The sequence below is a fragment of the Nocardia sp. NPDC057668 genome (assembly GCF_042799795.1).
In the GTDB taxonomy this organism is placed as follows: domain Bacteria; phylum Actinomycetota; class Actinomycetes; order Mycobacteriales; family Mycobacteriaceae; genus Nocardia.
The window spans coordinates 677701-702361 of sequence record NZ_JBHVIC010000002.1; the positions used below are offsets into that span (position 1 = coordinate 677701).

The following is a 24661-nucleotide window of genomic DNA, read 5'->3' on the forward strand; positions in this document are numbered from 1 at the left end:
AACGCAACGTTGCGTTGCAAACGGTAGCGCGTAGTTTCTCGCAACGCAACGTTGCGTTGTATTCTCGGTGCATGACATTCCCCGCCCGGCGTACCGGCGCCGGCCCACGGCGAGCCGACGCGATCTACGCCGCGGCCCTGGAACTGCTGGCCGCCCAGGGTTACGACGGCCTGACCATGGAGGCGGTCGCCCAGCGGTCCGGGGTCAACAAGACCACCCTTTATCGCTGGTGGCCGGCCAAGGACGATCTCCTCGCCGCCGCCCTCACCGCCGCCGACGTCCTCGCGATCACCATCCCCGATACCGGAACCCTGCGCGGCGACCTTCTCGCGGTGGCCGGCGACATCGCACGCCTGCTCACCGGACCGGCGACAGCACCCATCGCCACCGCGGTTCTCGCCGCAGCACCGTCCCGGCCCCGGCTGGCGGCCGCCGGGCATAGCTTCTTCGCCGATCGCCTGGGCCGCGAACAGCCCATCTTCACCCGGGCGATCGAACGCGGCGAGCTGTCCGCCGACGCCGACCCCGCCGCCCTGATGGACATGCTGGCGGGCGCGCTGTGGTTCCGGCTGATATTCCGCGACGAACCCCTCACGGCCGCCTACGTCGAATCGACGGTCGACACCGTCCTGCACGGTGCGGGTATCAGCTCACCGATGGGTTGAGCCGCACGAACGCGGGATGTCCGCTACCCGGTGACCGCGCGAAATCCGCTGCGGCCGAATGGATTACCGGGGTGCTGTCGTACCCCTCGTCCGTGGACGACAGCACCCCGGTTACTCGAAAACCCTGCCCAGGTAGTCGAGGGACTACGGGACGAACACCTCCGCCGCGGCGGGGATGTTGGGGCGGTCGGTGCGGACCGTCAGTTGGACGCGGCCGGGGCCGGTGTAGGCCACCAGGATCGCGGGGGCGGAGCGCTGGCCGGCGGGGATGAACTGGCTGACGCTGCCGCCCTGGCCGGTGTCGTGGTTGAACCAGTCGACGACGGCGGTCACGTCGCAGGCCAGGAGTTGCGGGCCCCAGGTGCCGACCGGGGAGAAGCCCTGGGTGATGCGCAGCACCACGGCGTGTTCCGCACCGGGAGCCTCGGAATACTGGTAGAGCGGGCCGTCGAACGCCGTGCCGCCGGTGGTGAAAAGTCCTGTGCAGATGCCGTTTCCGACGGAGAAGGTCGGGGGCATGTTGAAGCTGTTCTGCACGCACGAGCGGGGCTCGACGTTGGACCAGCCCAGCTGACAGGGGCCACCGGGGTTGTCGGCGGTGGCCGGTGCGGCGGTGACGATCGCGCCCGCACCGAGGAAAGCCGCGGCGGTCAGGAACCGGATCGTGCGTTTCATCGTCGTACTCCACTCCACTCGGGCGGTCGATTACGAGCTGCGCTTGCGTGGCCGCCGGGCGCTGTGGACAGCGCCGACCGGTCGGCCTCCACCGGATCTGTCGGGGTCGCGGGCGGGTCCGTTACGCGAACCACCCACACCGGCCCGGCCACGAGCCGCTGATCACCGGGCGTTCCAGCACGTCGAAACCCGATTCGCCCGGTATGCGCCGGGGGCGGCGTTCGCACAATCCTCGCACCCGATTCCCGGACTTGTGGACAGGACACGGACCACCGGCCTGCATGATTGACACATGCTCCCCACCGACCATCTGACACAGGCGGACCGTCGCCCCGCCGTGATCGATACGCCCCTCGGCATCGTCGGCTTCTCCGTCGCCCTCGGATCGGAGGTGCTGCCGCCCGGCCCGGATACGGTGTGGCGCTTGCCGAACGGCTCACAACTGCATCGGTGGGGGCATCCGTCCGCGACAGTGGATCTGCTGATCGGCAGCATCGACGTGCCGGCCTGGGACGGCGGCGCGGCGGTACCCCTGTGGGCCGCCATCTGGCAGGTCCAGGCGCACGGCCCCGTCGCCGACCTGGATTTCTCGGTCGCCCTCACCGACTTCCCCGCCGACGCGGTCGGCGGCCCCGACCCCGGCGAGTGCCTGGCCGCGGTCACCATCGAGAACGACCATTTCATGGTCTCCATCGGCGGCCCCGACACCGAACTGCTGGCCATGCAGGCCGCCGACGGCCGCCTCATGCCCGGCGACTGGGCCGACGTCATGCCCACCTACCCCACCGACGCCCCCGCCGAGTACGGCGCGAGCTACGACCCCCCGTCCCGAATCACCTGGCATCTCCCGGGTTTGGCGAGAACCGAGGTGGCGCGCATGTGCATAGCGACCGCCTGGTCCCCCCGCGACGACGACCGCCCCGCGGCCTGGTTCGCGGTGGACATCCCCCTGGACACCGCCTACCTCCACCTGACCCACGACGGGGCCTGACCGACTATGCCGCCGGCGCGATCGCGTCGAATTCCACCTCGATCGCCGCGGGACCGCGCAGCGTGACGTGCGCCCGATAGGGCGGAGGATCCTCGGACAACCGCGGCCGCCGCACCCGCGCGGCGAAACGATTGATCGCGACGGTGGCCTCCAACCGGGCCAGCGGCGCCCCGAGACAGAAGTGCTGGCCGAGACCGAACGCGAGGTGCCGGTCGTGGCGCGCGGGATCGAACCGGCCCGGATCGGCGAAGACGGCCGGGTCGCGATTGGCCGCGGCGAGCATCAGGATCACCAGGTCCCCGCGTTCGAGATCGATGCCCGGCAGGGGAATCGGCGCGCGGGCGATCCGCGGCACCAGATGCACCGGCGGGTCGAACCGCAGACTCTCCTCGATCACCGCGCCCGCGAAGGCCCGGGCCCCGCGCAGAATGGCGAGGTGGTGCCGCTGACGCAGCAGCGCCAGCACGGTATTCGAGATGAGGTTGACCGTGGTCTCGTGCCCGGCGATCAGCAGCAGCCCGCAGGTGGCGATGAGCTCGTCGTGGGTGAGCGCCGCACCGGATGCCTCGGCGGCGATCAACTCCGACAGCAGATCCGTGCCGGGCCGGGTTCGGCGGTACCGGGTCAGCTGCTCGAAGTACCCGTGCAATTCATTGCTGGCACGAACCAATTCGGCGGGATCGGGCCGCCCGGCCCCGACGGCCGCGATCGGATCGAGGGTGCGGGCGAGCAGGCCCGACCATTCCCGGATGCGTGGCTCGTCCACCGGGGGAACCCCGAGCAGTTCGCAGATCACGGTGACCGGCAACGGATACGCCAGATCGGCGACGATGTCGAGCGCGCCACGCGCACCCGCACGATCCAGGGCGGCGTCGGCGAGCGCCGTGATTCGAGGTTCGAGCCCACGCACCCGGGCCGGCGTGAACGCCGCGGCCACCAGCCGCCGCAGCCGGGTGTGATCGGGAGCGTCGCGGAACAGCATCGGCGCGATGCCGGTCAGGCCCGCGCCGAACTCACCCGCGAGATCGTGTACCGGAGTCGGCCCCATCGGAATCGCCGCGTGGGACCGGTCCACGGCCGCGTCCCGATGTCGCAGCACCGCGGTGCAATCCGCGTGCGAGGACAGCACGACGACCGGCATCGAACCCAGCCGCACCGGTCCCGCCGCCCGCATGCGCTCGTAGAGCGGATAGGGGTCGACGCGATGCGCCGGATCCAGCAACTCACCGAAGAAGCCGGGCCCGTTCGAAGCGGTGGAGGTCATCATGTCGTCCCGGGGTAACCGTGCGCGATGGCGCGGTGGGCGAAGGTGGGCGCGGTCCCGGGGTTCAACCGCGCCCCGGTCAGCTCACTCGAGGGAAAGAACGCGTTCATCACAGGACCCGGGGACGCATGTGGGTCATGGTGTACAGCGGCGTCAGGGGGCGCAGCGGGATCGGGGGGAACCAGACGCCCGGCAGGTCCACCCGGTGCAGCCGGGCCTCGAGCACCCGGCCGATTCCCATCTGATCGATCGGATCACGTTCGGAGCCGGACAGTTCCAGGGTGAAGTCCTCGATCCGGCGGACCTCGATCACCCGCTCGCGCGGGGTGAAGGCCACCAGCCAGGACGGGAACAGTCCGGTGATGCCCGCGACGTTGCGGTGGGGGCGTGCCAGGATCGGGGGCGGATCGGGGATCACCTCGCCCAGGCGGCCGCCCATGCGCAGCAGTTCGTGACCGCGCCGGGTCGCCCGCGCCCCGATCTCGGTGTCGGTGATCGACCACTCGATCTCACCGAGCTTCTTGGGGTAGCCGAGAAGCTCACGGCCGATGATCAGCGCCACGTCGTCGTCGAGAATCATCCAGGGACAATGGATTCCGACACCCTGCATCGTCTTGACATGCACGAAGAGACCGGCTTCGTGGTAGCCGGGCGATTCGAAGTTGTTGTCCGGGAAGCAGGCCGTGAACAGGTCCGCGCGTGCGGGTTCGGCGAGCCGCACCCCCGCCGGCAGCCACTGCCGCATGGCCTCGGGATCGATCTCGACGGTAGCGCTGAAGTAGTGGGCGTCGCGGTAGAGACTGCGGCGGGGGTCGCCGAGCCGCATCAGCCGGCGCGTATCCGCGCCCAGCGAGCGGCCGGCCGAGCGCACGGCGGGTTCCCATCCCATGGTCACTTCACCTTCCGGTAGACCGAGCGCAGAATCGGGCCGATGAGCACACGCGGGGTGTACTGGCCGCTGACGGTCTGCACCTTGGCGAACAGGCCCGGAACCACCCGGCGGCGACCGGCCGACATGCCCGCGACCGCCTGTGCGGCAGCCTGTTCCGCGGTCACCCAGAGCGGCCCGGGCACCAGACGATCCAGATTCGGCGCCTCGGCGGCCTCGGCGTATTCGGTGCGCACCGGCCCCGGGGCCAGCAGGGTGCACTGGACCCCCGTCCCGGCGAGTTCGCCGTGCAAGGACTCGGCCAGGGTGTTGGCGAACGCCTTCGACGCGGCGTAGGTGGCGTTGTTGGGCCCGGGCTGATTGCCCGCGGTGGAACCGGTGATCAGGATCGCGCCCGCGCCCCGCTCCAGCATGCCGGGCAGCACGGCGAGGGTGAGATCGTGCACGGCAACGGAGTTCAGCTCGACCTGCTGCCGCTCCCGGGCCGGTTCCGCGGATGCCATCTCACCGTAGGTGGCGAATCCGGCGTTGTTACAGAGGGCGGCGATATCGCGGGCGGCGAGTTCGTCACACAGCTTTCCGCGCTCGCCGCGATCGGACAGGTCGATCGCGCGAACCTCCGCTTCGATGCCGAAGCGGCGATTCAGCTCGGTCGCGAGTGCGCACAGCCGGTCTTCGCGGCGGGCGACCAGGATCAGTGAAAAGCCGCGCCGGGCCAGCTCTTCGGCCAGTGCGACGCCGATGCCCGAGGAGGCCCCGGTGACGACCGCGCGAGTGGTGGAGGTGGGGGTGGGAAGACTCATCGATCGCTCCTCGGCGTTCAGAATTGGGTGAGCGCGCGGGCGCTCACGGTGGCGCCGGCGGTGAGCAGTGTCCGCACCGCGCCGGGCCCGCTCACCTGCGGCTGCCCGGCGGCGATACGACGCAGATTGCCCGCGTGCCAGGCGAGTTGGAGGTACGAGTTGAGCGGATCCGCGCCGGGCACGGGAATTCGCGGTGCGGTGGGCAGGGTCCGCGGCTCCCCGGTTCCGGTCAGCAGTTCGGCGGCGATGGCCGGCCGCACGGCGAAGGGCCGCCCCAGCCCGATGACATCGACCGCGCCCCGCGCCAGCACCTCGTTCATGAAATCGAGGGTGCGGATACCTCCGGTCAGCATGAGCCGCAGCTCCGATCGAGCACGCAGCTGCTCGGCATAGCGCAGGAAGTACGCCTCCCGCTCACGGGTGCTGTCGGACACCACGCCGGTCATGGCCGGCGCTTCGTAGTTGCCGCCGGAGATCTCCAGCAGATCGATCCCGGCCTGTTCGAGCGCGAGCGCGACATCGAGTGACTCCGCCGATTCCATTCCGCCGCTCTGGAAGTCGGCCGAGTTCAACTTCACCGACAGGATCGCGCGAGACCCGATGGCCGCGCGCACCGCGGCCACCACCTCGAGCAGCATCCGGCGGCGATTCTCCGGGTTGCCGCCGTAGCGATCGGTGCGCTGGTTGGCCACCGGTGAAAGGAACTGCGAGAGCAGGTATCCGTGCGCGGCGTGCACCTGCACACCGGAGAAGCCCGCGGCCACAGCGAGTTCCGCCGTTCGCGCGTAGCGCCGGATCAGGTCGGCGATGTCATCGGTGGTGAGCGCGCGGGGCTTGCGCAGGTTGAAGCCGGGAGCCTGCGGCCGCAGTCCCGAGGGCCCCACCGGCCGGCGATGCAGCGGCCCGACCGCCACCCGGCCCGGGTGGTTGATCTGCATGAGCATGACCGCACCCGCGTTCGATCCCGCACGCGCCCAATTCCCGACGGTATCGAGCTGCCGGTCATCCTCCAGGGTCACGTTGCGGGGCTCCACGTAGGCGCGCCGATCGATCATGACGTTGCCGGTGACGAGCAGTCCCGCTCCGCCGCGGCCCCAAGCACTGTAGAGCCGGGTCAGGGTCTGACTCGGCGCGCCGTCGAGCCGGCCGAGCTGTTCACTCATCGCGGCTTTGGCGATGCGATTGGGCAGGGTGACACCGCACGGCAGGGTGAGCGGGCTGCCGACTGTGACTGCGTGCGGCGGGCGATTCTCGGTGGACATCAGCGGGTTCCTGTCGGGGGGAGGGAAATTCGGGAATCACGCGCTCTGGCGCGCGACGGCGCGGATCGGGCGCAGCACCGCGGCCGCCAGGCCGCGCACCGGCGCGGCGGCGGACTCCGGCGCGGTTACCGGATCCCGGCCGGGTGCGGGGAAAACGAGGGAACGCAGCGTGGACAGCTGACTCATGGCCCGGACCAGCCAACGACCACGCAGCACCTCCCAGCGCAATTCCGGTCCACCGGCGAGGATTTCGCTGGACGGCTTGGAGATGACCGCGTACAGGTCGCCGACCGGGACGCGCATGCGCCGCTGCAGTAGTGCGGCCTCGGCGAGCAGGCGGGAACTGTTCATCAGGAGCATGCCCGCACCCGAACGCGGCGCGACCAGTCCGGCGAAGCTGAGATTGGCCAGCCCCGGCGCGAAGGTGTGCGAGATCAGCCGCGGCTGCCCGCGCTCCCAGTTCAGCAGGCCCGCACGCAGGAACGGGAAGGTGGTCCGGAACCCGGTGGCCCACACGATGGTGTCGTACTCGCCGCGGGTGCCGTCGGTGAAATGCACCGTGCGACCGTCGAATCGGGCGATCTCGGGCCGGACGGCGATGCGCCCGTGCTTGAGGAAGTACGGCAGCTGCTGATTGACGACCAGGTCCTGATCGAAGATGCGGTGGGTGGGTCTTTCCAGACCGAAACTCTCGAAACTGCCCATGCCTATGGTCACGATCGAGCGGAACACCGCTTCCTGCAGCACTTTCGGCACCGGCACCGATCCGATGTCGAACCTGCTGCTGGGGACACCCAGCACATACTTGGGGATGAACCAGTAGCTGCGCCGCAGCGAGATCTCCGAGTTGCCGAAGGTCACCGCCGCCTCGACCGCCAGATCGCAGCCGGAGTTCCCCGCGCCCACCACCAGGACCCGCGAGCCGGTCAGGTCGGCGGGGCGCCTGTAGTTCTTGGAATGTATTTGTGCACCGGTGAATTCGCCCGGATAGGTGGGGATGTTGACGTCCCAATAGTGCCCGTTGGCGACGACCACACCCGCGTACTCGCGGGTCTCGCCGCCGGCGAACTCGACCCGCCAGCCCGTCAGGCCCCTCGGGTCCAGCGGCGCGACATCGGTCACCAGGGCACCGAACTCGATCCGGCGGTCCAGCCCGAACTCCGCGGCGAAAGCGCGCAGATAGTCGCGCATCTGCGCGGCGCTCGGGAAGTCCGGATACGTGGGCGGCATCGGATAGTCCGGGTACTGGGTGACCTCCTTGGAGCTGATCAGGTAGGTCGAGTCGTAGACCCCGTGCGACCAGTTGCCGCCGATGGCGTCCGTGGCCTCGACGTGGTCGTAGTCCAAGCCCAGATCGGCATAGGCCTTCGCCACCGCCAGGCCGGTGTATCCGGCCCCGATGATGCAGTAACGGCGCGTCATTGCGACCTCCCAACAAAAGCTACAGTCAGTGTAGCTACAGTGAGTGTAGTATTTGCCGGAGAATCGGGCACTGTCAAGCCCGCGCCGGCGAAACAGGAGGTGAACGGGCGAAATGACAGCGCAACGCAGCCGCGCGTATGCACCGCGCATGGCCCCCGAAGAACGACGCGAACAGCTTCTGGACGCGGTATTGCGAGTCATCGTCGAGCAGGGTGTACACAAGGTGTCCATCGACACCGTGGCCAGAGCGGCCGGGGTCAGCCGGCCGGTCATCTACGGACTGTTCACCGACTCCGACGCGCTGCTGCGCGCCTCCCTCGACCGAGAGGAGACCGCCGCACTGACCCAACTGGCCAGGGCCGTGCCCGCCGCCACGGACGGCGACCCGGTCCGCGCCATCACCGACAGCGTCGAGCACTTCCTCACCGCGGTGCTGAGCGCCCCCGATCGCTGGCGAGCGATTTTCATGATCGCCGACGCCAGCACTCCGGCCTTCCGCCGCCGCCTCGACACCGGCAGAAAGACCCTGATCGCCGCCCTGACGACCTACGTCAGCACCGCGATACCGGCCGAGCGCCTGCCCGGCGTGGACGTCGAACTCACCGCCCGCACGCTGTACGCCCTGTTCTGGGAGACCGGTCAGCTCATGCTTTCCGATCCGGAAGCCTTTCCTCCGCAACGCATTCGCGACTACGTGGCCGACCTGATCCCCGCCCTGCCCGCCTTCCGTCAGTTGCCCGGCTAGCCGAACGCCCCCGCCTCGGGAACCATCACTCCGACAGCGGCGCCGTCACCACGACCTGGACCCCGCAGCGCGGTCGGTCGCGCTCTATCGAGCCGGCGCACCGCCCGCGCCGCGAGCCGCGACGGCGGTGCGAACGGTGTTGCGGCCCTGGCGTTTCGCCGAATGCAGGGCGATGTCGGCGGCGCGGAACAGGTCGGGAGCCTCGAAATCGGGGGTGGCGGCCACGCCGATGCTGACGGTCAGCGCCACAGGCCAGGCGCGAGCGGAGGACTCGATCTCGGCGCGCAGGGCCTCGGCCCAGACGGCGGCCTCGGCGGCCGTCGTGTCGGGCAGGATCACCGCGAACTCCTCACCGCCGGTGCGGGCCACCAGGTCGTTGGGGCGCATGCGATCGAGCAGCAGCGGGGCCAGATTGCGCAGGGCGGTGTCACCGGCGGTGTGGCCGTGCACGTCGTTGATGTGCTTGAACTCGTCGATATCCAGGAACCACACCGCCAGCGGACGGCCGTGCCGGATGTGCGCGGCGACCTCGTTCTCCAGGCGCTCGGTGAAGCGCCGCCGATTCGCCAGGCCGGTGAGACCGTCGCAGCTGGCCTGCTCGTCCAGCGCGGACACGAGACCGGTTATGCGTCTGCGCAATTGCACGATGACACAGCACACCAGGATCAGCGAGGCGCTGACCTGGCACCACAGCGCGACATCGCGGGCGTCGCCGATCACCACCGCGCCCGCCCCGAAGATCACCACCGCCGCCGCCGTGGTGAGCAGCGTCGCGGCCTCGGTCAGCAGGCAGCCGGCGTAGAGCACCGCCCACACCAACAGGGTCTCCCCCGAGTCCGGAATCGTGCCGAGCACGATGATGAGCAGCGGTGCGGCGTTGAGCAGCCAACTCGGCGTACGCCTTCCCAGCAACAGCATGGCGATACCGAGCGCGGCCACCACGCCGGACAGCATCAGACAGCCGTTCAGGAATCTGTCGAGCACGAGTTCACGCGCGAAGATCGCGGTCAGCGCGACCGCGGCGAGCAGCATCCAGCCGCCGACATACCCCGCCAGTCCGGCACCGGCCGGAGCGTCGGATTCCGCCCGCGCCAACCGGGTCTGGTCCATACCCCCAGCGTGACATACCGAAACCCGCGGATCTCGCCGGACACGAACGACGCGCGCGGCCACATTTGCAACCAAACCGCCTGGCCTGTTTCATATCTGGAGTTTTGCCCGAGATAGGAGCGGACTCCCTTTCGGCCACACCCGGCGCGTTCGGTTCGCCGCGCGCGAAGCACGCCGCGCATACCCGCCCACCGTCCGGAAACCGAGCACGAACCACATCGAATCTCCGATCCGGCGCATCCACAGCAAACTTGCGAATCGCCGCACTGTGTCCCGTCTCACGCGCAGCGCCGGTCACATCGCGGCCGCCCACCGTGTCCCGTACTCGACGCGCACACCGACCCGGAGGACCCCCATGCTGGAAAGACCCGAGCTGGAGGCGTTTCTGACCCTGTCCGAAGAACTGCACTTCGGCCGCACCGCCGATCGCATGCACGTGAGCACCGGCCGGGTCAGCCAGATCATTCGCAAACTCGAACGCCGCGTCGGCGCACCGCTGTTCGAACGCAACAGCCGGAGCGTGGCGCTGACCCCGCTGGGCCTGCGCATGCACGAGGAGGTGCTGCCCGCGGCCCGCCAGCTGCGCACCGCGCTGCACAACGCGCGCGCCCGGGCGCGCGGCCTGGAACCCCAGCCGCCGCCCGGTCCGCCCGGCCCCGACCGGACTCCCGCCCCTCGCACGAGCCGTCCCGAGCCCCGGCGCGCTGACACCGGCGGCGCGGGATGGCATCCTGCGGAAAGTCATCGCTCCGCGGCGGAGCCGGACAGGGGAGAAACCATGAGCGGGGTCGTTCGCATTCGCCACATCAAGATTCCGGTCGGCGACCTCGCCCGCAGCGTCGCCTGGTACCGGGATCTGCTGCGGCTCACCCTGGCCGCCGAGTTCCGGGATCAGGGCGTGCTGCGCGGCGCGCAGCTTATGGACGCGAACGGCTTCGGCATCGCGCTGCGCGAACGCGAATTCTGCGCGAGCAAGCCCGATCTCGCGGGCTTCGACGTCGTCGCCCTGGAGGTCGGCGCGGTCGAGGATCTGCACGAGCTGGCCCGCCGGGCCGACGAACTCGGCGCCGAGCACACCGGCGTCACCGACCGCGGCGAATACGGCGCGTTCCTGGACCTCGTCGACCCGGACGGCACCGTGATTCGGGTGCTGGCCGACAACCCGCTGCACGCCGGACGTTTCATCGGCGTGGATTCCGACGCCGACGGCGGCTTCACCCTGTACGACACCCCCACCCTCTGACGGGTACCGTGCCCGAAATCACGGCCGCACAGCACTTTTCAGCGGTGTGCACCGAGCGATCCCGGTGTCGGCGGTACACCGGCCCGCCCGCCGCCGGCGGTCCGGTGAACGCCGCGCCCGCGTGCCGGACCGTCCGCCGCATCCCGAGTCGCGGTGCCCGCCCAGCCGACCTCGCATGGAGCCGGATGCGGAGCAGATCTCCCGCACCACCCGGCCCGGAAACGCCGACAACCCCGGTCCATCCGCGGGACCGGGGTTGTCCGAACAGCGTGGGGCGCGAGCCCGCGGGTCAGGCCGAATCCGCGGATTCGGCCTTGGGCGCGGCGGGCTTCTCGAGCTTCGCGATGCCGTGCTCGGTGCCCTCGTCCGCTTCCTGATCCGGTTCGGGATGCTCCGGAGAGAAGGTCGCGGGCAGATTCTTCAGGTGCTTGTTCATATTGCGCACCAGCAGGACCGTGCCCGCCAGCAGCAACAGCACGATCACCAGGCCCAGCGGTGACGCCTTGCCGAATTCCGGGCCGGTGGGCGAATTATTGGTCTGGGCGAGCAGGTCGAGAATCATCGGTCGGCGTCCTCGGTGTCGGCGTCATCGATACCCGTGAACAGGTCGATCTCGGGGATTGCGGTGCGCACCCGGGTCTGCGCCAGCTCAAATTCCTCGGTCGGCCACATCTTCTGCTGCAATTCCGTGGGAATGGCGAAGAACGGGCCGTTGGGGTCGATCTGGGTCGCGTGCGCGCGCAGCGCCTCGTCCCGGGCCGGGAAGTACTTGGCGCATTCGACCTGGGTGGTCACCCGCGACATGATGTCCCCGCGCTCGGCCGCGTAGCCCCGCATGCGGTCCATCCACTCCTGCATGGGGAAAGGCTCACCGCGCGAGGCGTATTCGTCGGCGAACGCCTCCAGCCGGGCCAGACTGAAACCGTGGTTGTAGTACAACTTCAGCGGCGTCCACGGCTCACCCGCGTCCGGGAACTTCTCGGCGTCACCGGCCGTCTCGAACGCCGCGACCGACACCTTGTGGCACATGATGTGGTCGGGATGCGGGTAGCCGCCCATTTCGTCGTACGTGGTGATGACGTGCGGCTTGAACTCGCGCACGACGCGCACCAGCGCCTCGGTGGCCTCGTCCAGCGGCACCAGCGCGAAACTGCCCTCGGGCAGCGGCGGCATCGGATCGCCTTCGGGCAGACCGGAATCGGTGTAACCGAGCCACATCTGGTCGACGCCGAGCGCGGCGGCCGCGGCCGCCATCTCCTCGCGCCGCACCTCGCTGATGCGGTCCTTGATACCCGGGGTATCCATGGCCGGATTGAGAATGTCGCCGCGTTCGCCACCGGTCAGGGTGACGACGAGCACCTCATTACCTTCGGCCGCATAGCGCGCGGTGGTTGCCGCGCCCTTGCTGGATTCGTCGTCGGGGTGGGCGTGTACCGCCATGAGGCGAAGACCACTCACTTCGCGTTCACCTCACCGATCACTTTTTCACCTCATCGCTCTCCGCCGAGTCCAGGCAGGGGGTGTCCGATCTCCATTACCTATAGTTCCATCCGACCGTCGTTTGTTCCGACCTACCCCCCGGGAGCGTCCAGTCATGAGCGAAAGACCGGCCGATCGCTACGGGGTCGGGCGACGTAAGACCCCGCGCTGGCTGCCCGTCGCGCTGACCCTCGCGGTCGCGATCGTGGGCTGTGGCGTGGCGTATCTCGGGTTCAAGCAGTACGGACCCAAGGACATCGAACCCGAGCGGCTCGGGTACACGGTGGTCGACGACTCGACGGTTTCGGTGGAATTCAAGGTGACGCGCGACGACCCGGAGAAACCGGTCGTCTGCTACGTTCGCGCACTGGATGCCGACGGCGTCGAAGTCGGCCGGCGCGAGGTCCTCATCCCGGGCTCCGACGCCGGCACGGTACTGTTCACCACCACGCTGAAGACCTCCGCACGAGCGGGCGCGGGCAACATCTACGGCTGCAGCGACGAAGTACCCGCCTACCTGCGCGCCGGGTGAAAAGTCCGGTCCATAACCCGCTTTGATGCTTCTACCTGCATCTATGCGATTCGTGCTAAAATAACGCAACACACGGTTCCGGGGTTCGGAGCCGTGTTTGCTGCATTGGCGGCCGGCGCTGTCGGGTACCTCCCCCAGGATCGCTCTTGCCGTCCGCTGTTGCCATGCCCGGCTCCGGTGGGTGCGGCAACGGATTTCAGAGGGAATCCCGGCTTGCCGGGGACAACTACTAGGGAGTGATCGAGATGACTGAGACAGTGACCTGGCTGACCCCGGAGTCGCACGAGAGGCTCACGAGCGAACTCGGCGCGCTCATTGCCAACCGTCCGGTCATTGCGGCCGAGATCAACGAGCGTCGCGAAGAAGGCGACCTCAAGGAGAACGGCGGCTACCACGCCGCGCGCGAGGAGCAGGGCCAGCAGGAGGCGCGGATCCGCCAGCTGCAGGAACTCCTCAACAACGCCAAGGTCGGCATCGCCCCGACCAAGTCCGGCGTCGCGCTGCCCGGCTCGGTCGTCAAGGTCTACTACGACGGCGACGAGAGCGACAGCGAGACCTTCCTCATCGCCACCCGCGAAGAGGGCCTGGGCAACTCCGAACTGGAGACCTACTCCCCCAACTCCCCGCTCGGCGGCGCGCTCATCGATGCCAAGGTCGGCGAGACCCGCGAATACCAGCTGCCCAACGGCAAGGTCATGAAGGTGACCCTGGTGTCGGCGGAGCCGTACCACAGCTGAGGTAGGCGAGACGGACACAGCGGCCCCCGGTCCACACGGACCGGGGGCCGTCCTGTGCGCGGGTGCGCGACGCACCGCCCGGACGGGACGACGCTCTGCCCGGACCGAACGGGGCACCGCCCGGACAGGACCGGACACCGCATCGGGCGAGCGGCGTGCAACCCCGAGCGCGCGATGTACAGGCCGCATCGAACGACACGGCGTCGTAGACGAACGACGAAGCCCCGCGCCGATTCCGGTGCGGGGCTTCGTGTTCGCCATATGTGTGCGCTTCCTACGCGAGGGCCTGCTTCAGGTCCGCCAGCAGATCGCCGATGTCCTCGATGCCGACCGACAGCCGGACCAGATCCGCCGGGACCTCGAGGGCCGAGCCCGCGGTCGAGGCATGGGTCATCGCGCCCGGATGCTCGATCAGCGACTCCACGCCACCGAGCGACTCGGCCAGGGTGAAGATCTTGGTGCGGGCGCAGAAGTCCAGCGCCGCGGCCTGACCGCCGTGCACGCGCACCGAGATCATGCCGCCGAACCGGCGCATCTGCTTCTGGGCGACCTCGTGGCTCGGGTGCTCGGCCAGACCGGGGTAGATGACCTGCGCGATCTTGGGATGATTAGCCAGGAACTCGGCGATGGCCTCGGCGTTGTCGCAGTGCCGGTCCATGCGCAGGGCCAGGGTCTTGATGCCGCGCATCGTCAGGAACGCGTCGAACGGGCCCGGGACGCCGCCCGAACCGTTCTGCAGGAACGCGAACTTGACGTCCAGCTCCTGATCGTTCGTGATGAGCGCGCCGCCCACCACATCGGAGTGCCCACCGATGTACTTGGTGGTCGAGTGCAGCACGATGTCCGCGCCCAGCAGCAGCGGCTGCTGCAGGTACGGGGACGCGAAGGTGTTGTCCACCACCAGTTTCGCGCCGCCTGCGTGCGCGACGTCGGCCAGCGCCGAGATGTCGCCGATGTTCAGCAGCGGGTTGGTCGGGGTCTCGACCCACACCAGGCGGGTGTTCGGGCGCATGGCCGCGGCTACCGCGGCCGGATCGTTCACGTGCGCCACCGAGTACTCGATGCCCCACTGGGTGAAGACCTTGTCGATGAGCCGGAACGTGCCGCCGTAGGCGTCATCCGGAATGACCAGGTGGTCTCCCGGGCGCAGGATCGCGCGCAGCGCACAGTCGGTCGCGGCCATACCGGAGGAGAAGGCTCGTCCGTAGGTACCGGATTCGAGCGCGGCCAGATTGGCCTCCAGGGCGGTACGGGTCGGGTTGCCCGTCCGCGCGTACTCGTAACCACCACGCATACCGCCGACGCCGTCCTGGGCGAAGGTGGAGCTCGCGTAGATCGGTACATTCACCGCGCCGGTCTGGGGATCCGGCTCATATCCGGCGTGCACCGCCCGCGTGGAGAAACCAAGCTGCTCACTCATACCGCCAGCCTAGGTCGCTCCGCGTTCGCCCCCTACCCCGGGCACTCGTCGCGTGTCCGAACTCACCCGCAAATCGGGCACGAGGCCCGGACCAGCCCACTTGCCGGGCTCGCAATGGGGCAGCACCTGCCACTCGTATCCAGCGGTCGATCATCGGCGCCCGATCCCCCGGCCGGCCTTCCGCGCGCGAGAACCGGGTAGGCCGGACCCCTGATCCGGCCGGGCGTGCAACCGATCCGCGCACGAGCCCGGAAAGCGCGGCGAACGGCGAGCCGGGTCCTCGTGCGGGCCGCGCACTGGTCCTAGGCTGAGCGCATGGTCTCCGTAGACGAACTGTTCGCCATCGACTCCCTGCTGAGCGCCGAGGAGCGCGAAATCCGCGACACCGTGCGCGCGTTCGCGAACGAGCGCCTGCGCCCGCACGTGGCGGAATGGTTCGAGGCCGGAACCTTCCCGGTGCGCGAGGTGGCGCCCGAACTCGGCAAGCTCGGGCTGCTCGGCATGCACCTGGACGGCTACGGCTGCGCGGGCACCTCGGCGACCGCGTACGGACTGGCCTGCATGGAGGTCGAGGCCGTGGATTCCGGTGTGCGCAGCCTGGTTTCGGTCCAGGGCTCACTGGCCATGACCGCCATCCACAAGTACGGCTCCGAAGAGCAGAAGCAGCGCTGGCTGCCGGAGATGGCGGCGGGCCGGTTGATCGGCTGCTTCGGATTGACCGAACCGGACTTCGGCTCCAACCCCGGCGGCATGCGCACCCGGGCCCGGCGCGAGGGCGACGACTGGATCCTGGACGGGTCCAAGATGTGGATCACCAACGGCTCGGTCGCCGATGTCGCCATCATCTGGGCGCAGTCGCGCGAGGGCGAGCGCGACACCATCCGCGGCTTCGTGGTGCCCACGGACACACCGGGTTTCAGCGCCCGCGAGATGCACCGCAAGCTGTCGCTGCGCGCCTCGATCACCGCCGAGCTCTCGCTCGACGGCGTGCGTCTGCCCGCCGACGCCCTGCTGCCCGACGCGCGCGGACTGGCCGCCCCGCTGGGCTGTCTGTCCGAGGCGCGCTTCGGCATCATCTTCGGCGCGCTCGGCGCGGCCCGCGACTGCCTGTCCGCCACCATCGAATATGCCCGCACCCGTGAGGTTTTCGACAAGCCCCTGGCCGCGTACCAGCTGACCCAGGCCAAGCTCGCCGATATGGCGGTCGAGCTCGGCAAGGGCCAGTTGCTGGCGCTGCATCTGGGCAGGCTCAAGGACCGGCACGAGATTCGCGCCGAGCAGATCAGCGCGGGCAAGCTCAACAGCACCCGCGAAGCCATCGCCATCGCCCGCGAATGCCGAACCATCTTGGGCGCCAACGGCATTACACTGGATTACCCGGTGCTTCGCCACGCCAACAACCTGGAGTCGGTGCTCACCTACGAGGGCACGGCCGAGGTGCACCAGCTGGTGCTCGGCGAGGCGCTGACGGGATCCAAGGCGTTCCGCTGACGGGATCCGAAGCGTTCCGCTGACCGAGGCCGGATCACCGCCCGCCAGGCCCGCGGCCTCGCCGCCGGCCGGTGCCGAAAGCTGCCGGGAAGTGACACTGGCGCAGATGCGCTATATCTCACAGCACACTGCCGGGAGAGCATGCCGATTGCTAGCATGACCAGGTGTTATTGCCCGGCTCCGCGCTGCTCGTCGTTTCGGCGCGTAAGACTTTGAACCGCCTGCAACGCACGCACGGAGTTCCGGTCCGCTCGGCCGCTCGGGAATTTCCGGGCCTGCTCGCGGTGCTCGATCAGCATGCCGCATCCGTCCGCGACATTCTCGACGCGGGTGTGGAGAATTCCAGCGCCGTACCTGTGAGCGTGCTGCTCGCCGGTTACGCGCGGGGATTGCTCGAGGATCTGCGGGAATCCGGCGAACCGCGGCCCGAGTGCGCACCGGACTGGCAGACGGCGGACTGGGTGCATCTGCGGCTGGCCGCGGTGTGCGCCCTCGCGCACGCCGACTGAGCGTTCTCGAGCTTTCCCACCGGTCGAGCGTCTGAGCCGGCCGAGACGTGCACGTCCGGCGGAAGTGCGATTCGTGACGGTTGCCCGGTGCACGGCACGGCAAAAATTGGCCCGGACAGCGAAACGGCCCGCGTTCCGAAGAACGCGGGCCGTCTTTTCGCCTCGATCGGACGGGCCTGGTTCGGCCCGTTCGTTAGCTACGGCATTCCGGGCTGATTGCCACGATCGGGCATCTGACCACCCTGACCGGGGTAACTCTGACCCTGATCCGGATAGCCCCGGCCCTGATCCGGGTAACCCGACCCCTGGTAGCCCTGCCCCTGACCTTGCTGCTGACCACCCTGCGGGCCGTAACCCTGCGGCCGGTAGCCGGGCGTGCCCGCCGACTGCTCCGCCCACTTCCCGGGCGGATTCTGGTGCGCGCCCACGGGCTGGTGCTGCTGCCCGCCCATGCCCTGCTGCTGTTGCGCCATCATCGCCTGCTGCTGGGCAGCCGCCGAACGCTGACGGGCGGCGTCCTCCCGGCCGCGCTGATACGCCTCGGCGTGCCCCTTCATCTCGGGCATCTCACCCTCGATGGTCTCCAGCCAGCCTTCCCAGCGCTGCTGCATCGGCCGCACCAGACCGCCGCCGACACCGACGATCAGCACGCCGCCGATCACGGCGAGCACGGTGATGAGAATGGGCATGGTGACCGAGGTCGCGACCCCGATCTGATTGAGCGCGGCGATCAGGCCGACGCCCCAGATGAACACCGCCGCAACACGTCCCATCATCCGGCCGTAGGACAGACCGCTGAGCATGTTCGCGATCATGTCCATGACGACGCGGGCGATGGCGCCCGCGATGCAGACGATGACGATGGCGATGGCCAGTCGCGGCAGCCAGGCCACGATGCCATTGAGCATGTCGCTGATGGGATTCGGGCCGAAAACGCCGAAACCCAGTTGCAGCGTGAGCAATAGAACCGCGTAGTACGCCAGCTTCGCGATGATTCCGACCGCGTCGTAGCGACTGTCGGCGAGCATGTCCTTGATGCCGCCGCGCTCAACGAGCCGATCGAAGCCGACCTGATGCAGAATCCGCGTCACCAGCCGGGCCACGATCTTGGCCACGATCCAGCCGATGACCAGGATGGCCAGGAATCCGGCGAATTTGGGCACGAACGTGGCGACCGAACTCCACGCGTCGGAGAGCCCCTGCTGGATATCGATAGCCAAACTCGAGGTGTGCATATGGAACCCCGTCCCTTCGCTACCTGCTCCGGTTCCGGCCCGATGCCGAAACTTTGCTCCAAGGGCGATTTATACCCGCAGCCGATCGGCTCATTCGTCAGTTTGCGAAATAGTTGCCAAATCGGGTGCTCGGGAATTGCTGGACGGGACACGGCGAACGCCGGCAACCATCGGGGCGGCCCGGATACACGAACGGTGCGTACCGAGTATCCACTCGGTACGCACCGGGGCCGAACAGGCCGGGCCGAACTCAGTACGCGCTGTTGACGTTGTCCATCGAGCCGTAGCGGTGCGCGGCGTAGTTGCAGGCGGCCACGATGTTGGAGACCGGGTTCCAGACATCGAACGGGGTGCCCTCGACGTGGTACGCGGCGAAGGTCGGATCGATGACCTGGAGCAGCCCCTTGGACGGGATGCCGTTGATGGCATTGATGTCGTAGAGGTTGATGGCCTGCGGGTTACCGCTGGACTCCCGGATGATGTTGCGGAAGATGCCGTCGTAGCTGCCGGGGATGCCCTTGGCGGCCATGATGTCGAGCGCCTGGCGGATCCAGCCGTCGAGGTTGTTCGCGTAGACCGGGGCCGGCGGCGGCGCGATGGGCTCGGGCTCGGGCATGGGGGCCGGGGCGGGCACGATGGCGGCAGCGGCGGCCAGTGCGGCGTCGGCGGGGGTCTCGACCTTCTCGACCTTCTCGATCGCGGTCGGCACGGCGACGGCGGCGGTGAGGGAGTCCTTCAGGGCCGCGGGCTGCACGTCGTCCGAGGCCGCACCGGCGGCGGTGACGATGGAACCGAACACGGTGAGGGCGAGGGCGGCGGTGCCGGCGGTACGGGCGGCGGCGACCACCCTGCTGCGTTTGGCAGGGTCACGCAGCGCAGTCATGGCATTCGTAGGCATGGCGAATTTGATTCCTGTTCGGTTTCTGGGCTCGCAGGCCGAGGGAAGGCAGCGCTGACCAGACGGGTACCGTGGGGGTAGTCCGCTCCAGCGCTCGGGCTGTTTCGCGTTTCTGTTGTGAAACCCGTTACGGGCCAAGGAATTCTGACGTTGCAGGAGTCCTGCGGAGACGTCTGCGGCCGATGGGGCCGCGGTGCTTCAGCGCACCGGGGTGGTGATCACGTTCCGCATGTGAGTTCGCATCTCCTTGCGTCAACCAGACTTGGGGTCTGTTTCCAACAAGGTCACAGCTTGATTGCGCCGGGTGAACACAGCTTGAATCAAAAGTGAACGGAAGGTGAACTGGCCCGCCGGACAGTCCGTTTACCTGCATTAATACATGCACTGACCTGGTGATTCAATTCAAACCACGAAGTGTTTCGGATCACAGAACAATTTCGATCGGATGACGCGATATACCTCAAATCGACCATTTTTCGGTCGCCGAGGTACCCCGCGGGACTGATTTTTCGAAGGCTTCGACTCAGGCCGGAGACTGCGCCGGGGCCACCGCGGGCACCGAGAATCTGCGCAGGGCTCGCATCAACAGCGGGAGCATCAGCATCATCAGCAACAGGCGCAGGGTCTGCACGCTGGTGATCAGGGGCAGGTTGGCGTTCATCTTGTCGGCGGTGGCCAGCACGGCGTTGATACCGCCCGGCGTGGTGGCCAGATAGAGGTCCGACATCTGCAGATCGACCACATTCGCCAGGCCGAGCGCGAGCGCCGCCACGATGCCGCTCAGCGCCAGTACGGCCGCCGTCATGCCGGGGATCATGCGGGTCATCTGGCGCACCACCTCGCGGGTGAAGCGGGTGCCGACCTCGAAGCCGATGAGCACGAACAGCAGATCCTTGAACAGATGCGTCGGCGCGTACCCGTGCGAGATCCCGGCGGCGGTGAGCAGAGCGGTGAGCAGCATCGGACCCAGCAGCGCGGCATTGGGCAGATTGACCTTGCGGCCGAGCCACGTGCCCAGCACGCACAGCATGATCGCGATCGAGATGCCCGCCACCTGGTCGCCGCGACCGACGATCATCCAGTACGGCAGTTCGAGATTGGTCACCCCGCCGCCCAGAGTGGTTGTGCGGTAGGAGATTCCGGCTTCCTCGTCGAGTAGAGCGGCGATGGCCGGTGCGCTGAGCGCGACCAGCGCCACCCGCAGGTACTGCATGAACGCCACCCGGCGCGGATCGGCGTTCAGCTCGTCGGCGGCCGCGACCACCGCCGCCGATCCGCCCGCGAGCAGGCCCAGGGTCGCGGTCGGCACGTCCACCTTGGCCGCGCGCGCGAAGACCAGCGCGACGGCCACGCTCACCAGCACGGTCGCGGCGGTGACCAGCAGGACGGGCAGCAGATCGAGGCCGATCGAGGTCAGCAGCTCGACCTGGAGGTAGCTGCCCATCAGCACGCCCAGCATGCCCTGCACGCCGATGCTCACCTGTGTGGGCAGCGGCTGCGGCAAACGCCCGCTCATGGCCAGCGCCGCGCCGACCACGATGGCCAGAATCATCTGCGGGGCCGGAAACCCCACGCGATCCAGCAGTGCCGCGCCGCCGAGGACCCCGGCCGACAACAGCACCCAACTGAGCGCCTGCCTTCGGTTCATACGAGCCGATCCTGCTCGTCAACCATGAACGGAGAGTAACAGCGCAGTTATCGCGCGGACCGGCCGTTGTGACTTCCGATGCACAACCGAAAAGACAAGGGGGAGACCACAAATCACATACGGGTAATTCGTTCGCCGCGGCGGTTGCGCACTCGGTCGGGCGCGGTGGCTAACGCTCGGTCCGGATACGCGAACGCCCGCCGGCGCGGAGAGCGCGGGCGGGCGTCGCGGGATGTCGTTTCGCTACGCGAGCGAACCCTCGCTCAGGAAGCCGAGCAGATCGTGCCGGGTGATCACGCCGACCGGCTTGCCGTCGTCGACCACCATGAGCGCGTCGGTCGACTCGAGCAGCTTGGTGGCCGCCGACACCGGCTCACCCGAGCCGATGAGCGGGAAGCCCGGGCTCATGTGCTGCGCCACGGAATCGGTCAGCTTCGCCCGGCCCTCGAAAACCGCCGAGAGCAGATCGCGTTCGGTCACGCTGCCCGCGACCTCGCCGGCCATGACCGGCGGCTCCGCGCCGACGACCGGCATCTGCGAGACGCCGTACTCGCGCAGGATCTCGATCGCGTCGCGCAGGGTCTCCTGCGGGTGGGTGTGCACCAGATCGGGCAGCTCGCCCGACTTGCCGCGCAGCACATCGCCGACGTGGGTCTCGTCGGTCCGGCCGTCCAGGCGGGTGCGCAGGAAGCCGTAGGAGCTCATCCACTGATCGTTGAAGATCTTGGACAGGTAGCCGCGGCCGCCGTCCGGCAGCAGCACGACCACGACCGCGTCCGGATCGCGCTCGGCGACCTTGAGTGCGGCCACGACCGCCATGCCGCAGGAGCCGCCGACCAGCAGGCCCTCCTCGCGGGCCAGGCGGCGGGTCATCTCGAAGGAATCGGCGTCGGAGACCGCGATGATCTCGTCCGGGATGGCCGGGTCGTAGGCGGTCGGCCAGAAGTCCTCGCCCACGCCCTCGACCAGGTACGGGCGGCCGGTGCCGCCGGAGTACACCGAGCCCTCGGGATCCGCGCCGATGACCTTGACCTTGCCGCCCGAGATCTCCTTCAGGTAGCGGCCGGTGCCGGAAATCGTGCCGCCGGTGCCGACGCCCGCCACGAAGTGCGTGACCTTGCCGTCGGTGTCGCGCCAGATCTCCGGGCCGGTGGTCTCGTAGTGCGACTCCGGGCCGCCCGGGTTGGAGTACTGGTTCGGCTTCCAGGCGCCCTCGATCTCACGGACCAGGCGATCGGAGACGTTGTAGTAGCTGTCCGGATCCTCCGGCGCGACGGCGGTCGGGCAGACCACGACCTCGGCGCCGTAGGCGCGCAGCACGTTGCGCTTGTCCTCGGAAACCTTGTCGGGGCAGACGAACACGCACTTGTAGCCGCGCTGCTGCGCGACCAGGGCCAGACCGACACCGGTGTTGCCGGAGGTCGGCTCGACGATCGTGCCGCCGGGCTTCAGCAGCCCGGCCTCTTCGGCGGCGTCGATCATCTTGACGGCGATGCGGTCCTTCGAGCTGCCGCCCGGGTTCAGGTATTCCACCTTCGCCGCCACCAGGCCCGAGTTCGGACCCACCACGGAGTTCAGTCGAACGAGTGGAGTGTTTCCGATCAGATCGACCACGGAGTTAGCGATGCGCATACCCCTCATCGTTGCAGAAAGGATATCGGCGCTTACGCGCACGTAGGCGATCTCACGTCGGCGGGAAATTACCATCGCCGCATGAGGACGCCGAACCACCTGCGTGCCACCGTGCTCCTCGGGTGCATCGCCGCCGCGACCACGATCGCCGCGACCGCTCCGGCCCACGCACGGACCTTCGAATTCCCCCAGCTACCAACCACCTTCCAGCCCAGCCCGTGCGGCGGCAGCATCCGCACCTGGGCCGAGACGAGCCCGAGCTACGGGGGTCGCGCCATTCTCAACGTGCGCGCCAACCCGATCGCCGGGCTCGGTCCAGGGCCCTGGATTTTCGCGCCGCTGTGCGAGAACCTGACCACCATCGCCTGGCGCAACACCAACACCGGGGCCACCGGCGAATACCGGGTGACCGTGGTCGCGGGCATCTACGGCAGCATCCAGTACGCCCAGTTCCAGGACACCGGCCCCGGCCACATCGTCACCACCATCTACTCCGACACCCTGCACGTCCCCCAGTTCGGCGCGTTCGACGTCCCGGCCCCGATCGCCCCGGCGCCCGAGGACGACTAGAACCGGCCTTTCACCCGCGGGTGAGTCCAATCCCACAGTTCAGTGATTGGGATACCGGCATACCGGGCGTAGGGCGCTCGACACACCCGTCGTACATTCGAAGTGGTTCACTCACGCTAGTAAGGAGTCCTCATGGCTGAGGCCGTTATCGTTTCGTACGCCCGCTCCCCCATCGGTCGTGCGCACAAGGGTTCGCTGGTCGGCATGCGCCCGGACGACCTCGCGGCTCAGATGGTCCGCGCGGCCCTGGACAAGGTCCCCGCCCTGGCCGCCAGCGATATCGACGACCTCATGCTCGGCAGCGGCCAGCCCGCCGGTGAAGCCGGCTTCAACATGGCGCGTGCCGTGGCCGTGCAGCTGGGCTACGACTACCTGCCCGGCGTCACCGTCAACCGGTACTGCTCCTCCTCGCTGCAGACCACCCGGATGGCCTTCCACGCCATCAAGGCGGGCGAGGGCGACGTGTTCATCTCCGCGGGCGTCGAGACCGTGTCGCGCTTCCCGAAGGGCACCGCCGACGGCTGGCCCGACACCCACAACCTGCTGTTCGCCGATGCCGAGGCCCGCACCAAGGCCACCTCCGCGGCCAACACCTCGTGGGTCGACCCGCGCGAGAACGACCTGCTGCCGGACGTGTACATCGGCATGGGCGAGACCGCCGAGAACGTCGCCACCTTCACCGGCATCTCCCGCGAGGACCAGGACCACTGGGGCGTGCGCTCGCAGCAGCGTGCCGAAGAGGCCATCAAGTCCGGCTTCTTCGAGCGCGAGATCACCCCGGTGACCCTGCCCGACGGCACCGTCGTCTCCACCGACGACGGCCCGCGCGCCGGCACCACCTACGAGAAGATCTCGCAGCTCAAGCCGGTCTTCCGTGCCGACGGCACCGTCACCGCCGGTAACGCCTGCCCGCTGAACGACGGCGCCGCCGCGCTCGTCGTCATGAGCGACACCAAGGCCAAGGCCCTGGGCCTGACCCCGCTCGCCCGCGTCGTGTCCACCGGCGTGTCCGGCCTGTCCCCCGAGATCATGGGCCTCGGCCCGATCGAGGCGGTCAAGAAGGCGCTCGGCAACGCGAACCTCACCGTCGGCGATCTCGATCTCTACGAGATCAACGAGGCCTTCGCGGTGCAGGTGCTGGGCTCGGCCCGCGCGCTGAAGCTGGACGAGGACAAGCTGAACATCTCCGGCGGCGCGATCGCGCTCGGCCACCCGTTCGGCATGACCGGCGCCCGCATCACCGCGACCCTGATCAACAACCTGCAGACCCAGGACAAGCAGTTCGGCCTGGAGACCATGTGCGTCGGCGGCGGCCAGGGCATGGCGATGATCATCGAGCGCCTCAGCTGATAGCTGCGGCGCCTCGGCCTCCGGCCTAGAGAAGGTGGTTTGGGGGCCCTGCCCCCAAACCCCCACGGGGCGCGGAGGGACCGGCCGCACT

24 protein-coding genes are annotated in these 24661 nt (G+C 68.6%); 10 read left to right on the forward strand and 14 right to left on the reverse strand.

The genetic code is table 11. From position 1 onward, the window contains the following. Window positions 1-71 precede the first annotated feature (71 nt). The gene (locus ACFVBH_RS15895) at window positions 72-665 is read left to right on the forward strand and encodes a TetR/AcrR family transcriptional regulator (protein WP_379002230.1); all 594 of its coding nucleotides are present in this window, start codon (window positions 72-74) and stop codon (window positions 663-665) included. 144 nt (window positions 666-809) lie between these two features. On the opposite strand, the gene ACFVBH_RS15900 is transcribed toward ACFVBH_RS15895, so the two are convergent. Continuing rightward, complete coding sequence (locus ACFVBH_RS15900; protein ID WP_379002231.1) at window positions 810-1340, reverse strand: hypothetical protein; 531 nt, start codon at window positions 1338-1340, stop codon at window positions 810-812. 292 nt (window positions 1341-1632) lie between these two features. Here ACFVBH_RS15900 and ACFVBH_RS15905 point away from each other — a divergent pair, with 292 nt between their 5' ends. Then, window positions 1633-2331: a hypothetical protein gene (locus ACFVBH_RS15905; protein ID WP_379002232.1), complete on the forward strand. Its 699-nt coding sequence runs from the start codon at window positions 1633-1635 to the stop codon at window positions 2329-2331. Window positions 2332-2335: 4 nt separating this feature from the next. Here the strand turns inward: ACFVBH_RS15905 and ACFVBH_RS15910 are convergent, their stop codons facing one another. The 5 genes from ACFVBH_RS15910 to ACFVBH_RS15930 all read right to left on the reverse strand — a co-directional run bounded on the left by ACFVBH_RS15910 (window position 2336) and on the right by ACFVBH_RS15930 (window position 7971). Further along, entirely contained in the window at window positions 2336-3595 is a 1260-nt protein-coding gene (locus tag ACFVBH_RS15910; RefSeq protein WP_379002233.1) for a cytochrome P450, read from the reverse strand. Window positions 3596-3704: 109 nt separating this feature from the next. Further along, a complete protein-coding gene (locus tag ACFVBH_RS15915; RefSeq protein WP_379002234.1) occupies window positions 3705-4484 on the reverse strand; it encodes an acetoacetate decarboxylase family protein in 780 nt (259 codons plus the stop codon). 2 nt (window positions 4485-4486) lie between these two features. Continuing rightward, window positions 4487-5287, reverse strand: coding sequence for an SDR family NAD(P)-dependent oxidoreductase (locus ACFVBH_RS15920; protein ID WP_379002235.1), 801 nt, complete (start codon window positions 5285-5287; stop codon window positions 4487-4489). 17 nt (window positions 5288-5304) lie between these two features. Next, complete coding sequence (locus ACFVBH_RS15925) at window positions 5305-6549, reverse strand: NADH:flavin oxidoreductase/NADH oxidase family protein (protein WP_379002236.1); 1245 nt, start codon at window positions 6547-6549, stop codon at window positions 5305-5307. Between the two features lie 36 nt (window positions 6550-6585). After that, complete coding sequence (locus tag ACFVBH_RS15930) at window positions 6586-7971, reverse strand: flavin-containing monooxygenase (RefSeq protein WP_379002237.1); 1386 nt, start codon at window positions 7969-7971, stop codon at window positions 6586-6588. Between the two features lie 112 nt (window positions 7972-8083). Here ACFVBH_RS15930 and ACFVBH_RS15935 point away from each other — a divergent pair, with 112 nt between their 5' ends. Then, on the forward strand, window positions 8084-8716 hold the full coding sequence (locus tag ACFVBH_RS15935; RefSeq protein ID WP_379002238.1) for a TetR/AcrR family transcriptional regulator: 633 nt from the start codon (window positions 8084-8086) through the stop codon (window positions 8714-8716). An 84-nt stretch (window positions 8717-8800) separates the two neighbouring features. On the opposite strand, the gene ACFVBH_RS15940 is transcribed toward ACFVBH_RS15935, so the two are convergent. Continuing rightward, window positions 8801-9826, reverse strand: a complete 1026-nt coding sequence (locus ACFVBH_RS15940) for a GGDEF domain-containing protein (RefSeq protein WP_354991249.1) — start codon at window positions 9824-9826, stop codon at window positions 8801-8803. A 355-nt stretch (window positions 9827-10181) separates the two neighbouring features. Between ACFVBH_RS15940 and ACFVBH_RS15945 the strand changes: the two genes are divergently transcribed. Next, window positions 10182-11069: a LysR family transcriptional regulator gene (locus ACFVBH_RS15945; RefSeq protein WP_379002239.1), complete on the forward strand. Its 888-nt coding sequence runs from the start codon at window positions 10182-10184 to the stop codon at window positions 11067-11069. Between the two features lie 289 nt (window positions 11070-11358). Here ACFVBH_RS15945 and ACFVBH_RS15950 read toward each other — a convergent pair whose 3' ends face one another. Together ACFVBH_RS15950 and mca are read right to left on the reverse strand one after the other, a co-directional pair. Continuing rightward, window positions 11359-11631, reverse strand: a complete 273-nt coding sequence (locus ACFVBH_RS15950) for a hypothetical protein (RefSeq protein ID WP_354991302.1) — start codon at window positions 11629-11631, stop codon at window positions 11359-11361. Continuing rightward, window positions 11628-12509, reverse strand: a complete 882-nt coding sequence (mca, locus tag ACFVBH_RS15955; protein ID WP_354991304.1) for a mycothiol conjugate amidase Mca — start codon at window positions 12507-12509, stop codon at window positions 11628-11630. The genes ACFVBH_RS15950 and mca overlap by 4 nt, the downstream gene beginning before the upstream one ends. 154 nt (window positions 12510-12663) lie before the next feature. On the opposite strand from mca, the gene ACFVBH_RS15960 reads away from it, so the two are divergent. Both ACFVBH_RS15960 and greA read left to right on the forward strand, forming a co-directional pair. Then, window positions 12664-13080, forward strand: coding sequence for a DUF4307 domain-containing protein (locus ACFVBH_RS15960; RefSeq protein WP_379002240.1), 417 nt, complete (start codon window positions 12664-12666; stop codon window positions 13078-13080). Between the two features lie 245 nt (window positions 13081-13325). Continuing rightward, a complete protein-coding gene (gene greA, locus ACFVBH_RS15965) occupies window positions 13326-13817 on the forward strand; it encodes a transcription elongation factor GreA (protein ID WP_354991300.1) in 492 nt (163 codons plus the stop codon). Between the two features lie 274 nt (window positions 13818-14091). Here the strand turns inward: greA and ACFVBH_RS15970 are convergent, their stop codons facing one another. After that, complete coding sequence (locus ACFVBH_RS15970; RefSeq protein ID WP_379002241.1) at window positions 14092-15237, reverse strand: cystathionine gamma-synthase; 1146 nt, start codon at window positions 15235-15237, stop codon at window positions 14092-14094. A 315-nt stretch (window positions 15238-15552) separates the two neighbouring features. On the opposite strand from ACFVBH_RS15970, the gene ACFVBH_RS15975 reads away from it, so the two are divergent. After that, window positions 15553-16728, forward strand: coding sequence for an acyl-CoA dehydrogenase family protein (locus tag ACFVBH_RS15975; protein WP_379002242.1), 1176 nt, complete (start codon window positions 15553-15555; stop codon window positions 16726-16728). 164 nt (window positions 16729-16892) lie between these two features. Beyond that, window positions 16893-17237, forward strand: coding sequence for a DUF6401 family natural product biosynthesis protein (locus ACFVBH_RS15980; RefSeq protein ID WP_379002243.1), 345 nt, complete (start codon window positions 16893-16895; stop codon window positions 17235-17237). A gap of 197 nt (window positions 17238-17434) precedes the next feature. Here the strand turns inward: ACFVBH_RS15980 and ACFVBH_RS15985 are convergent, their stop codons facing one another. The 4 genes from ACFVBH_RS15985 to ACFVBH_RS16000 all read right to left on the reverse strand — a co-directional run bounded on the left by ACFVBH_RS15985 (window position 17435) and on the right by ACFVBH_RS16000 (window position 22650). Continuing rightward, a complete protein-coding gene (locus ACFVBH_RS15985; RefSeq protein ID WP_379002244.1) occupies window positions 17435-18472 on the reverse strand; it encodes a hypothetical protein in 1038 nt (345 codons plus the stop codon). A gap of 250 nt (window positions 18473-18722) precedes the next feature. Further along, window positions 18723-19355: a transglycosylase SLT domain-containing protein gene (locus tag ACFVBH_RS15990; RefSeq protein WP_354991295.1), complete on the reverse strand. Its 633-nt coding sequence runs from the start codon at window positions 19353-19355 to the stop codon at window positions 18723-18725. Between the two features lie 538 nt (window positions 19356-19893). Beyond that, the gene (locus ACFVBH_RS15995) at window positions 19894-21018 is read right to left on the reverse strand and encodes an AbrB family transcriptional regulator (protein ID WP_379002245.1); all 1125 of its coding nucleotides are present in this window, start codon (window positions 21016-21018) and stop codon (window positions 19894-19896) included. Between the two features lie 243 nt (window positions 21019-21261). Next, window positions 21262-22650, reverse strand: a complete 1389-nt coding sequence (locus ACFVBH_RS16000) for a cystathionine beta-synthase (RefSeq protein ID WP_354991293.1) — start codon at window positions 22648-22650, stop codon at window positions 21262-21264. An 81-nt stretch (window positions 22651-22731) separates the two neighbouring features. Between ACFVBH_RS16000 and ACFVBH_RS16005 the strand changes: the two genes are divergently transcribed. Together ACFVBH_RS16005 and ACFVBH_RS16010 are read left to right on the forward strand one after the other, a co-directional pair. Further along, a complete protein-coding gene (locus ACFVBH_RS16005) occupies window positions 22732-23220 on the forward strand; it encodes a hypothetical protein (RefSeq protein ID WP_354991292.1) in 489 nt (162 codons plus the stop codon). A 132-nt stretch (window positions 23221-23352) separates the two neighbouring features. Then, window positions 23353-24570: an acetyl-CoA C-acetyltransferase gene (locus tag ACFVBH_RS16010; RefSeq protein WP_354991291.1), complete on the forward strand. Its 1218-nt coding sequence runs from the start codon at window positions 23353-23355 to the stop codon at window positions 24568-24570. Window positions 24571-24661: the final 91 nt, after the last annotated feature.